4 protein-coding genes are annotated in these 13,254 nt (G+C 74.9%); 2 read left to right on the top strand and 2 right to left on the bottom strand.

Annotated features, from left to right (window positions below):
* Positions 1-4: 4 nt before the first annotated feature.
* Positions 5-10,663, bottom strand: coding sequence for an amino acid adenylation domain-containing protein (locus ACFWPA_RS03935; RefSeq protein ID WP_378569673.1), 10,659 nt, complete (start codon positions 10,661-10,663; stop codon positions 5-7).
* Between the two features lie 84 nt (positions 10,664-10,747).
* Here ACFWPA_RS03935 and ACFWPA_RS03930 point away from each other — a divergent pair, with 84 nt between their 5' ends.
* The gene (locus ACFWPA_RS03930; protein ID WP_378505740.1) at positions 10,748-11,620 is read left to right on the top strand and encodes a siderophore-interacting protein; all 873 of its coding nucleotides are present in this window, start codon (positions 10,748-10,750) and stop codon (positions 11,618-11,620) included.
* Positions 11,621-11,624: 4 nt separating this feature from the next.
* On the opposite strand, the gene panD is transcribed toward ACFWPA_RS03930, so the two are convergent.
* Positions 11,625-12,032: an aspartate 1-decarboxylase gene (gene panD / locus ACFWPA_RS03925; protein ID WP_378505739.1), complete on the bottom strand. Its 408-nt coding sequence runs from the start codon at positions 12,030-12,032 to the stop codon at positions 11,625-11,627.
* A gap of 75 nt (positions 12,033-12,107) precedes the next feature.
* Here panD and ACFWPA_RS03920 point away from each other — a divergent pair, with 75 nt between their 5' ends.
* Positions 12,108-13,253, top strand: coding sequence for an isochorismate synthase MenF (locus ACFWPA_RS03920; RefSeq protein ID WP_378569672.1), 1,146 nt, complete (start codon positions 12,108-12,110; stop codon positions 13,251-13,253).
* Position 13,254 lies beyond the last annotated feature (1 nt).

Below are 13,254 nucleotides of genomic sequence, written 5' to 3'. Positions count from 1 at the left end.
CAAACTACGACACGGTACTCAATCCCGCCCTCCCCGGCGTCCCGATCGTCCCGATCGTCCCGATCGTCCCGATCCGCGCGGCAGCGGACTTTGCGATCACCCGTGCGTCCGCCTCCGACACCGTGGTGGTGTCGTGGTCGAGCCGGACGGTCACCCCGGAACCATCCGCGGCGAAGGCCACCGTGACGTCCAGCTGGCGCGGGTCGACGGCCGCCTGCCCGGGCAGGCGAGCGTCCCCCACCCGCAGGCTCACCTCCGGGCGCGCCAATGCCGCGAACACCGGCGCCGTCTGCGCATTCAGGTACCGGAGCATGCCGTAGCCCGCGGCGGACGGCGCCGCGTCCAGCGCGGCCAGCACCGACGGCCCGGTCGGATCGGGAAGCCGGACCGGAACGCCGACCTCGAACGGCCCGACCGTGCCGGTGCCGTCGGGGTCCGGCTCGCCGGAGGCGGGCGCATCCCGCCGCAGCTCCACGGTCAGCTCCCCCGCCGCGCCCCGCCACTCCGCGACCGCGGCGGCGAGCGCGGTCAACGCCAGCGCTTCCCGGTCCGCGGCGGGCACGTCCGGCGCGTCCGCCGCGACGACGACCTCGCCGCGCGGGCCGGGCACCGGGACCGCGGGCACGCCGAGCCGCAGCGCACCGCCGGGGGCGAGCACCTGCGACCAGTGCGCGAGTTCGGCCATCAGCGCGGGATCCTGGGCCCGCGCGTTGACCCGATGGGCGAGCCCATGCGCGGTCGCGGCGGGCCGGGAGACGGGTTCGCCGTGCAGCAGGCGCTGCAGGTCGTCGCGCAGGACCGCCAGCGACCGGCCGTCCGCCGCGAACGGGTGCACCGCGAGCCGCAGTTCGCCGCCGTCGGCGCCCGCATCCCGCCACGCGGCGGCCAGCATCCGGCCCGCCTCCGGGTCGAGACCCGCCACCAGGGCGTCCGGGCCGGGGTGCGCCGGGTCCCCGTCCGGAAGCACCTCCGCCGGGTGCGGGGGCTGCCCGATCTCGAGTGACCACAGCACCGACGCCACCCGGGTCAGTCGCAGCCTCAGCGCGTCGTGCAGGTCGATCAGCGCACCGAGCGCCGCCAGCACCTCCGCGTGGCCCGCGCCCGCCGGGGTCGCGATCGTCAGGACCGCCCCGATCCCGGCCGGGCCGACGCCCGCCTCCCGTGCCCGGTGCACCAGCGCGGTGACCGGCAGCGGTCCGGTCTCCGCGGCGTCGCGGGGCCCGGTGTCGGCGCCCGCAGCGCCGGACGCGAACTCGGCGACCCTGGCCAGCGCCGCCGGGGTCCGCCACTGGAAGATCTCCCGCGGCCCGAAGCTGATGCCGCGCCGGGCCGCCGCGTTGACCACCTGGATCGAGATGATGCTGTCCCCGCCGAGGAGAAAGAAGTCGTCGTCGGCGCCGACCTCGTCCAGCCGCAGCGCCTCCGCGAACAGTGCACACAGCGCCTGTTCCGCCGGGCCGTCCGGGGCGCGCCGCTGCGCGGTGTCGGGCAGCGCCGGGTCCGGGAGCGCGGCCCGGTCCAGCTTGCCGTTCGCGGTCAGCGGCAGCGCGTCGAGGACCGTCACGGAGGTCGGGATCATGTGTTCCGGCAACGAGATCGCGGCGGTGGCCAGCAGGTCCGGCGCCGCAACCGCGCGACCGGCGGCGGGCACGACGTAGGCGCACAGGCGCCCGGCCCGGGCAACGACCACCGCCTGCCCGACCGCCTCGTCGCCGAGCAGCACCGACTCGATCTCGCCGAGTTCGACGCGCTGGCCACGAAGCTTGACCTGCCCGTCGGCGCGGCCAAGGTAGTCGAGCGTGAGGGCCGGCTCGCGGCCCGCCGTTGTCGTCGGCCGCCACCGCACCAGGTCCCCGGTGCGGTAGAGCCGCTCCCCCGCCGTGCCGTCGGGGTCGGCGACGAACCGGTCGGCGGTCAGCGCGGGCCGGTCGTGGTACCCGCGCGCCAGTTGCACGCCGCCCAGGTACAACTCGCCGACCACCCCGGGCGGCACCCGGCGCAGCCGGTCATCGAGGACGACGACCCGGGTGTTCCACACCGGCCGCCCGATCGGCACCCACGCGCCCGCTCCGGCGGGTTCCAGTGCGGCGGCGGTGACGTCGACCGCGGCCTCCGTCGGCCCGTACAGGTTGTGCAGTTCCGCGTCGACCAGCGCATGGAACCGCTCCCGGTGGTCGGCGGTGAGCGCCTCACCGCTGCACAGCACCCGCGCCAGACGCGGCCGCGGTCCGCCGGATTCGGCGAGCTCGTCGAGGAACGCCGCCAGCATCGACGGCACGAAGTGGACGGTGCCGACCGCGCGGCGGTCGATCACCTCGCGCAGGTAGCGCGGGTCGCGGTGCCCGTCCGGCCGGGTCACCACGAGGGTGGCGCCGGTGATCAACGGCCAGAAGAACTCCCAGACCGACACATCGAATCCGGAGGGTGTCTTCTGCAGCACCCGGTCCCCCGCGGCCAGCCCGTACTCGGCCTGCATCCACGCCAGCCGGTTGCCGATCGCGCGGTGCGAGACGAGCACGCCCTTCGGTCGTCCGGTGGAGCCGGAGGTGTAGAGCAGGTAGGCCGCCGCGTCGGGGTGCACCACCGGGCGCCGCGCACCGCCCCCGGTCCGGGCCTCGCGCAGCACCCGCCCGTCCCCGTCGATCTCGAGGACCGGCGCCGTGACGTCGAGCGGGGCGGCATCGGGCCCGCGCAGCACCAGGGCGGGATCCGCGTCGGAGACCATGTAGGACAACCGTTCCGCCGGGTAGCTGTCATCCAGCGGCAGGTAGGCCGCACCGGCCCGGTGGACCGCCAACAGCGCGACCACCAGGGCGGCGCTGCGCCGCACCGCGACCGCGACGACGCCGCCCGCCGCGCCGGTCAGCTGCCCGGCGAGGGCAGCGACCGCCGCGTCGAGCTGCGCGTAGGTCAGCTCCTGACCGGTCTCGTCGACGATCAGGGCGAGCGCATCCGGGGTGTCGGCGACCTGCCTGGTGAACAGCTCCGGCAGCGTCCGGTCCGGGACCGGTACCGCAGGACCGGATTCCGCTGCGGCGAGCGCGGCGCGGTCGGCGCCGGTGAGCGGGTCGAGTGCCGACAGCCGCGCCCCAGGACGGTCCGCGATCCCGCGCAGCAGCAGACGCAGCCGCGCCGCGAACGCCTCGACGGTGGCGTGGTCGAACAGGTCGCCCGCGTACTCGACCCGCCCGCGCAGGCCGCCGCCGTCCGCGGCGGCGAGCTCGAAGGTCAGGTCGAACTTCGCGGTGCCGGTCTCGACGAACACCGGTGTCGCGTCGAGTCCGGCCATCGTGATCGGGTCGATCTCGTCGCGGTACTGGACCAGCACCTGGAACAGCGGCTGCCGGGCGAGGGACCGGGCGGGCGCCATCCGCTCGACCAGCTGATCGAACGGAACATCCTGGTGCGCATAGGCATCCAGGTCGGTTGCGCGGATCCGGGCCAGCAGGTCGGTGACGGTCGGGTCACCGCCGAGGTCGGTGCGCAGCACCAGGGTGTTGACGAAGAAGCCGACGACCCGCTCGACGGCGGTATCGGTGCGGCCCGCGACCGGCGAGCCGACGACCACGTCGTCCCCAGCACCGAGACCCCGCAGCAGCACCGCGACCGCGGTGTGCACGAGCATGAACCGGGTGACGCCAGCGGCGGCGGCGACCGCGTCCAGGGCGCGCGTGGTGCCCGGGTCCACCTCGAACGGGACCGCGCCGCCGCGGTAGCTCGACACCGGGGGCCGCGGCCGGTCGTATGGCAGCGTCAGCTCCTCCGGTTGCCCGGCGAGCACCGACTGCCAGTGGTCGAGCTGCGCGGCGACCAGCGAGCCCGGGTCATCCGGGTCGCCGAGCACCTCAGGTTGCCACACGCTGACATCGCGGTACCGCACCGGGGGCGGCAGCGGCAGCGCGGTGTCCGCGCCGCGCAGGTGCGAGTACCCGGCGGCGAGGTCGGCGATCAGCGGACGCGCCGACCACTCGTCGGCTGCGATGTGGTGCACCAGCAGCAGTAGGTGCGCGTCGTCGGGGGCGGTGCGCAGCAGCACCGCCCGCAGCGGCAGCTCGGTGGTGATGTCGAACGGATACCCGGTCTCCGCGACCAGGCGCGCGTCGAGGTCGGCGGCGGCGACGTCGGCGACGATGAGCGGCACCTCGACGTCATCGACCTCGAGCACCCGCTGGAACCCGATGTGGCCGTCGCCCGCGGTGAAGACGGTCCGCAGCCCCTCGTGGGTGGCGAGCAGATGACCGAGAGCCCCCCGCAGCGCCTCGACGTCCACCGCGCCGCGCAGCCGCATCGCGAACGGGATGGAGTAGGTGGCGCTGGGCCCCTCGAGCTGGAACAGGAACCACAGCCTGCCCTGCGCGGCGGACATCGGGGACAGGTCGCCGTGCTCGCGCGGCACCAGCGGGGGCCGGGTCGCCGCGGCACCGGTCTGCGCCGCGAGCCGGGCCGGGGTGCGCAGGTCGAAGACCTCCCGGATGCTCACCTCCCGGCCCAGCCGGGACCGGAGCGACGCCGACAGTCGGGTGGCGAGCAGCGAGTTGCCGCCGAGCGTGAAGAAGTCCTCGTCCGGGCCGACGGACGGCAGGCCGAGCAGATCCGCGACCACGGCGCAGAACTCCCGCTCGGCCACCGTGGCCGGCTCGCGGCGTTGCTCGGACCGGCTCGGTGCGGGCAGCGCGTCCCGGTCAACCTTCCCGTTGGGCAGCGTCGGCAACACCTCCAGCACGACGAAGACCGACGGGATCATGTAGTCCGGCAGCAGGTTCCGCAGGTGGTTCCGCAGGGCCGCCTGGTCGACGTCCCCGGTCACGTACCCGACGAGCTGGTCGGCTCCGGTCGCCCCGCGCCGCACCATCGCCAGCGCCCGGTCGACGGCGGGGTGGGAGGTCAGTGCCGCCTCCACCTCGCCCGGCTCGATCCGGAACCCGCGCAGGCTCACCTGGTTGTCGGCGCGGGAGACGAAGGCGAGCGCACCGGAGGCGGTGCGGCGCACCAGATCACCGGTGCGGAACAGCCGGTCGCCGCCACCGAACGGGTTCGCGACGAAGCGGGACGCGGTCAGGTCGGGCCTGCCGAGGTAGCCGCGGGCGAGTTGGACGCCGCCGACGTACAGCTCCCCGACCACACCGTCCGGGACCGGGCACAGGTACGGGTCGAGCAGGTACTCGTCGACCCCGGGCATCGCGGCGCCGATCAGCACCCGCTCGGTGCCCGTCGCGGCCCACACGTTCACGTCGCCGGCAACCTCCGAGGAGCCGTACGAATTGTGGATCGTCACGCCGTCGCCCGCGAGGGCGTCCACCACCCGCGCCTCGAGGGGTTCCCCGCTGAGGAACCAGGTCCGCACGCCGAGACCCGTCGGCCCGGCCGCATGTTCGGCGAGGACCGCGGCGAGCCCGGGGACCGCGGTCACCCCGGTCACGCGGTGCTCGGCGATCAGCGCGGCGAGCGCGGCGGCGTCCCGAGCGGTGTCGTCGTCGGCAAGCACGAGGCGCGCCCCCGACAGCAGGCCCGCGAGCAGTTCGGTGGATCCGTCGATGAAGCTCAGCGAGCTCTTCGCCAGCCGCACGTCCGCGCCGTCGTGCGCGAACAGGTCGCGCTGCCAGCGCAGCCGGTTGGACAGGGCCGCAGCGGTTCCCGCCACCCCCTTCGGGGTTCCGGTGGATCCGGACGTGTACACCACGTAGGCGAGGTCGGCGCCCGTGACGGGGCGGATCCGCTCATCGTCGCCGAGCGCGCCCGCGGCCCGCCCCGCCGCGGCGTCCTCGAGGTCGGGCAGCGCAACGAGCGGTGCGGCGCCCGCCAGCGCCGCGATCAGCGCGGCGCTGCCCGCGTCGACGAGCACCAGCGCAGGCGCGGCGTCGGTGAGCATGTGCTCGATCCGGGCCGCCGGGTAGGTGGGGTCGATCGGCAGGTAGGCGGCGCCCGCGGCGAGCACCGCGCGCAGGGCAACGACGGTCGCCGCGGTCCGGGACGCGGCGACCGCGACGATGTCGCCGGGGCCGACGCCGCGGGCGATCAGGTCCCGTGCGGCCCGGTTCGCCCGCGCCGCGACGGCGGCGTAGCCGTGCTCGACCCCGGCGGCGACGAGGGCCACCCGCTCGCCGAACTCGGCGTCGGCGGCGTCGAGCAGTGCGGGCAGCGGCGTCGACCCGCCGGGCGCCGCGGTCGGGGTGAGCGCGTCCCGTTCCGCGGGCAGCAGCACGTCCACCTCGCGCAGCCGCGCCGCGGGGTCGGCGGCGAACGCGGCGAGGACCGCGTGCAGCCGCCGCGCCAGCGCCTCCGCGGTGGCCCGGTCGAACAGGTCGAGGGCGTACTCGATTCGCACGTCCAGGCGGTCCGGGTACTCGACGAACTCGAAGGTGAGATCGAACTTGGCGGTGCCGGTCGAGAGGTAGGACGGTTCGACCTCGAGTCCGGCGAAGGCGGGGGCGCGGTGCGGGGTGCGGTGCTGGACGAGGGTCTGGAACAGCGGGTGCCGGGCCAGCGATCGGGTGCCGCCCACCGCGTCGACGACGTCGTCGAATTGCGCATCCTGGTGGGCGAGGGCGTCGAGGTCGGTGCGCCGCACCCGGGCCAGGACGTCGGCGAGGCTCGGGTCGCCCGCGAGGTCGACGCGCAGCGCGACGGTGTCGACGAACAGTCCGACGAGGTCCTCGACACCGGCGACGCCGCGTCCGGCGACCGGGGCACCGAGGATGATGTCCTCTCCCGCACCGACTCTTGCGAGCAGCACCGCGGTGGCGGCGTGGGCGGCCATGAACATCGTCGTTCCGGTTGCCGCGGCGAGCCCGCGCAGGCCCGCGACGATGTCGGCGCCGGCGCGGCACCACACGTCGTCGCCGCGGTGGGTCGGGACGGCCAGCCGGGGCCGGTCCCGGGGCAGCGCCGATTCCTCGGGTGCCCCGGACAGCGTTGCCCGCCAGAAGTCGAGCGACTCCGCACGGGTCGGGGTGCCGTGCTGCCAGGCCGCGTAGTCGGCGTACTGGATGCGATCCGGTGCGTCCGGGAGCGCGGCGCCCGAGTAGGCCGCGGCCAGGTCGGACAGCAGCGGACCGGCCGACCACTCGTCGCCCGCGAGGTGGTGGAGCACCAGCAGCAGCACCGCCCGGTCGGCGGCGGGGCGCAACAGGTGGGCGCGCAGCGGGATCTGCTGGGACAGGTCGAACGGCACCCGCGCCGCCGCGGCCAGCGCCGCCTCCAGGTCCGCGTCCGCGAGGTCGACCACCCGGAGGTCGATCGTGGTGTCGGCGGGAAGGATCCGGGCGGCACCGGCGCCGTCGCGGTCGACGACGACGGTGCGCAGCACCTCGTGCCGCGCGATCAGTGCCGCGAGCGCCCCGCGCAGCGCGTCCTCGTCGACCCGGCCGCGCAGCCGCAGCACGAACGGCACGTTGTAGGTGGCGGAGGGCCCGTTCGCGCTGTGCAGGAACCACAGTCGCTGCTGCGCCGCGGACAGCGGCATCAGTTCGGCGCGGGGGGCGACGGCCGGACGGGGCAGTGCCGCGGGTCCGGTCAGCGGTGCGTCGGAGCCGTCGACCAGCGCGGCGAGCCCGGCGACGGTCGGCGCCTCGAACACGTCCCGCAGCGACAGGGTCGCCCCGAGCGTTGCCGCGATCCTGGCGAGCAGGCGGGTCGCGGACAGCGAGGTGCCGCCGAGGGTGAAGAAGTCCGCGTCGACGCCGGGGCTGCCCTGGCCGAGGAGGTCGGCGAACAGGCCCGCCAGGGCCAGCTCGGTGCCGGTGGCGGGGTCGCGTCCGGTGTCGACGGCACCGAAATCCGGTGCGGGCAGCGCCTTCCGATCGATCTTCAGGTTCGGGGTCAGCGGGAATTCGTCGAGGACGATCAGCGCCGTCGGCACCATGTAGCCGGGCAGCGCGGCGGCCAGGTGTGCCCGCACGGCGTCCGGGTCGACGACGGCGCCGTCGGCCGCGGTGAGGTACCCGACGAGGTGCACGGTACCGGTGGCGTCGGGCCGCGCGAGCGCGACCGCGGCCGCGACCGCGTCGAGGGTCGAGGCGACGGTCTCGATCTCGCCGAGTTCGATGCGATGCCCACGGATCTTGACCTGGTCGTCGCCGCGGCCGAGGTAGTCCAGGTGCCCGTCCGCGTTCCAGCGGACCAGGTCGCCGGTGCGGTACAGCCGTCCGCCGCCCATCGGGTCCGCGACGAAGCGGGCGGCGGTCAGGTCCGGCCGCCCCCGGTAGCCGCGCGCCAGTTGCGGTCCCGCGACGTACAGTTCGCCGACCGCCCCCACCGCGGCGGGCTGCAGGAACCGGTCGAGCACCCGGACCTCGGTGCCGGGGAGCGGGCCGCCGATGGACCCGGACCACGCGCCGCGCGCCGGTACCGGCGCGGATGTGCACCACACGGTGGCCTCGGTCGGGCCGTACATGTTGGTCACCGATCGGGCGCGGGCCGCGAGGCCGGCCGCGACCGGGGCGGGCAGCGCCTCGCCGCCGACCAGGACCGCGACCGACGCCAGGTCCGCGCCGGGGTGGTCGAGCACCGCGCCCCACAGCGACGGCGTCGCCTGCATGACGGTGACCGCCTCGGCGGCGAGGAGGTCGGCGAGCGCGGCCGGGTCGCGTGCGGTGTCGTCGTCGGCGAGGACGACGGTGCCGCCCGCGCACAGCGGGACGAACAGTTCCAGCACGGCGATGTCGAAGGACAGCGTGGTGACCGCGAGCAGCCGTGTTGCGGTGTCGATTCCGGTGAGTTCGGTTGCCGCGTGTACGAATCGGGCCAGCGCCCGCCGGTCCAGCACGACGCCCTTCGGGTTTCCCGTGGAACCGGAGGTGTAGATGACGTACACGGTGGTCGCCGGGTGTCCGCCGGCCCCGGCCGTGCCGCCGGGGCGGTCCGCGGTCCACACCGGGGCGCCTCCGGTGAGCACGCCGACCGCGGTGGTCTCGGGGACCTCGACCCGGTCGGTGACGTCACCGGCCGCCAGCAGGATCGCCGGCCGGGCGTCGGCGAGCATGTGGTCGAGCCGGGCCGTGGGGAACTGCGGGTCGAGCGGCACATACCCGGCACCGGTCCGCAGCACCGCGAGCAGTGCCACCACCGCGTCGGCGGTGCGGGGCAGGGCGAGCGCGACCAGCGACTCCGGCCGGGCGCCGCGGCCGCGCAACTCGGCGGCGAGGGCGCCGACCCGGGTGGCGAGGTCGCGGTAGCTCAGCCGCTCGGCGCCCGCGACAAGTGCGGGCGCGTCGGGTCGGGCCGCGACCTGCGCGTCGAATCGGGACAGCACGTCGGGGCACTCGTCGTGCGCGGCCGCACCCGACCACCCGCGGGGAACGGCGTGCGGCGCATCGGGTTCCAGCAGCGTCACCCGGGCAAGTGCCGGGTCGGCGGCGACGGCGGCGTGCAGCATCCGGGTCAGGCCCGCGGCGTGCCGCGCGAGGTCGGCGTCGGTGTACCGCGCCGCGTCCGCGTCGATCTGGATCTCGAGTTCCCCGGTGCGGTCGAGCCTGCGCACCACGAACGCGATGTCGCGGACCGGTCCGCGGGCGAGGGAGTGCACCGTCGCGGAGGCACCGGTGAAGCGCAGCGAGTCGCCGAACGGCTTGATGTTGACGGTCGGCCCGACCGGTCCCGGTGCGGTGGCGGGCAACCGCAGGTCCCGGTGGATGTCCTCGCCGCGGTAGCGGGTGTGCGGCGCGGTCCTGGCGACGGCGGCGCGCACCACCGCGGTGAGCGCCGCGATCCCGGCGGCCGGGTCGACCGGCACCCGCAGCGGGACAACGTTGACGGCCGTGGTGAGCACCCTGGCCGCCGCGGTGCCCATCCGGTTCATCGACGGAAAGCCCAGTGTCACATCGAGTTCCCCGGTGACCCTGGCGAGGTGGCCCGCGATCGTCGCGGTGACGGCGTCGGCCCAGCCGCCGCCTACCCCTCGGCCGATCCCGTCGAGCAGGTCCGCCACGTCGGCCCCGACGGTGACGGTCCGCGCGCGCAGCACCGACGCCACCGCCGCCGCGGGCGGCGCAGGCGCGAGGGCGGGGGTCGTCGCGTCGGGTGCGCCGCGCAGTTCCGCGGTCCAGAAGTCGCGGTCGGCCGCGGCCCGGTCCGACCCGGCGCGGGCCCGGTCCTCGTCGACGACCTTCCCGATCGGGTCGAAGCGGGGCGGCGGCGGCTGCGTTCCGGCGTCGAGGGCGTTGTACACGGCGGCGATGCGCCTGCCGAGCAGGCCGTAGCCGTAGACGTCGAGCAGGGTGTGCTGGGCGCGCAGGAACAGGGCGTGATGCTCGTCGCCGAGCACCAGGACGGTGGCACCGAACCCGGCGGCGGCGGTCAGGTCCATCGGTTCGCGCAGCCGCGCACGCATGTGGGTCAGTGCGGCGTCCCACCCGGCGACGGTGACGGTGGCGGTGGGCGGCACCGTCCATCCGCCGGGCACCTGGGTGATCTCGTCGCCCGCGTCGATGCGGGTGCGCAGTTCCGGCGACTCGGCGACGACCCGGTCGACCGCGCTGGCGAGGACGGCCGGGTCGAGCGGCCCGACGATCTCGAGGCACTGGCCGGTGACGAAGGTGGGGTTTGCCGGGTCGAGCTGCTGCGCGAACCACATGCCTGCCTGCGCGGACGACAGCGCGGTCCGGACGGACGACCGCGGGTGCTGCACACTCGACTCCACCGACGACTCCTCAACGTTCTCGGGCAACCCGGGGATGCCACCCCGGCCCCAGCAGGTTAGGATTACCTACCCTACCCAAGGTGGGTTGCGGCCAACGAAAGGACCCAGCGCATGCCGGTGACCACCCCGTCCAGGCGGCTCGACCTGCCGATCGTGCTGCGGGAGTTGCGGGTCATCCGCACCACCGAGGTAACCCCACGGATGCGCCGGATTACCGTCGGCGGCGAGCAGCTCGAGGCGTTCCGGTCCGGAAAGTACGAGGTCACCGCGTTCCGCACCGAGGGAGCCGACGACTACGTGAAGGTCTTTCTTCCCGAGGAGGGCGAGAGCGCGCCGGTGCTGCCGGAGCAGCACGACGGCCACCTGCACTGGCCCCGCAAGCCCGCGCCGGTCGCCAGGGCATACACGGTGCGCCGGTTCGATCCGGCCACCGGCGAACTCGACCTCGACTTCGTGGTGCACGGCCACGGCGTGGCGGGCAACTGGGCGCGCGACGCCCGGCCGGGTGATGTGCTGCACCTGGCAGGCCCGAAGGTGTCGACGATTCCGCCGGTCGGCGCGGACTGGTGGCTGCTGGCGGGCGACGAGACCGCGCTGCCGGCGATCGGACGCTACGTGGACACCCATGACGATCCGGCCGCCCTGCACGCGGTGGTCCTCGTGGACGGATCCGCCGAGGAACAGGCCGACCTGGCCGGGGTCACCTGGGTGCACCGCCGTCCGGGGGTCCCGGATGCGACGCTGCTGGCGGACGAGGTGCGACGCCTCGCCCCGACCGCAGGCGACGGCTGGATGTGGATCGCGGGCGAGGCCGCGATTGTGCGCGAACTGCGTTCAGTGGCAAAGGAACTCGGGATCCCGCGGGACCTGCTCGACGCGTCCGGCTACTGGCGGCTGCCCGCGACGGGCGCGCTGGCGAGGGTGCGGGCGCTGCGGGACCAGGCCGTCGAGTCGCTGGATCACCGACGTCGCGATCACGCCTAACGGGTCAGCGGGTGGCCAGCTGGTCCTCCGCGCCGGGCACCGGCTCGGCCGGGTCGGAGCCCAGCTGCACGATCGCGTTGGCGCGGTCCACGTGGACGACGCGGGGCACCAGGTCGGCGGCCTCGCGATCGTCGACCTGCCGGTAGGCCATGATGATCACCAGATCACCGGGCGAGATCAGGTGCGCGGCAGCACCGTTGATGCCGATCACGCCGGAACCGCGGGCGCCCGCGATCGCGTAGGTCTCGAGGCGGGCACCGTTGTCGATGTCGACGATGTGCACCTGCTCGCCCTCGAGCACGTCGGCGGCGTCCATCAGGTCCTCGTCGATGGTGACCGATCCGACGTAGTGCAGGTCGGCCTGGGTGACGGTGGCGCGGTGGATCTTCCCGGAGAGCATGATGCGGTTCACGTCCGATAGGTTAGCCTAAGCGAAGTACAGTGCGACAGGGGTTGGTGGTGGACGCCGACCAGCGAGGAACGACAGATGACAACCGCCACGGCTGCGAACCAGGCCACGTCGACCGACGAACCCGATCCTGCCCGACCGCATTTCGTCCTGTCCCGCCCGCACGGGACGGTCCTCGCGTACGGGGTCGACGACACCCTCACCGACCCCGGCGACGCGATCGCCCTCCTGCGCGCGGGCACCGCCCCGGCGATCGTCGGGGCACTGCCGTTCGACGTCCGGGAGCCCGCCGCGCTGACCGTGCCGCACCGGCTCGACGTCACCGACGGTCCGCTGCCGGTGCCGCGGCACCGTGCCGCGCCGCGGGACGTCGCGATCGCCCGCAGCCTCCCCTCCCCCGCCGAGCACGCCCGCCGGGTTGCCGACGCGATCGCGGCGCTGCGCAGCTCCACCCTCCGCAAGGTCGTGCTCGCCCGCGCCGTCGAGTTGACCGCAGGAACCACGGTCGAGCACGAGGCCGTCCTCGACCGCCTGGTCGCGGCGGACCCCGCGGGAAACGGGTTCTCGGTGGACCTGTCCGCTGCCGGTCCCGGCCATCGCGGTGTGCGGCTGGTCGGATCCAGCCCGGAGGTCCTGATCCGCAGGCGGGGCGACACGGTGACCTGCCACCCGCTCGCCGGATCCGCGCCGCGCCACCACGACCCGGAGACCGACGCCGCCCGCGGACGCGCGCTGGCCGCGTCCGCGAAGGACCTCGCCGAACACGCCTACGTGATCGCCTCACTCCGGGACGCGCTGGCACCGCTGTGCACCGACATCGACGCCCCCGACGCCCCGATCCTGACCACGACACCGCACCTCTGGCATCTGGGCACCCCCATCCGGGCGACCCTGCGCGACCGGTCGATCGGTGCGCTGGACCTGGCCCTCGCGGTGCACCCCACCCCGGCCGTGTGCGGCACCCCGACCGCCGAGGCGATGCGCACGATTCTCGAGGTCGAGGGTGGCCGCGGCTTCTACGCGGGCGCGGTCGGCTGGTCCGACGCCTCCGGCGACGGCGAATGGATGGTGACCATCCGCTGCGCGCAGATCGCCGCCGACGGAAGGACCGTCATCGCCCATGCGGGCGGTGGCATCGTCGAGGGCTCCGACCCCGCCGACGAACTCGACGAAACCACAACCAAATTCGGCACCATCATGGCCGCGCTCGGGGTCACCCGCTGAC

Source organism: Rhodococcus sp. NPDC058505, assembly GCF_042720095.1.
Lineage (GTDB): Bacteria > Actinomycetota > Actinomycetes > Mycobacteriales > Mycobacteriaceae > Rhodococcus_G.
The sequence above is the reverse complement of the archived record's forward strand: the minus strand, read 5'-3'. Positions and strand labels throughout refer to the sequence as shown.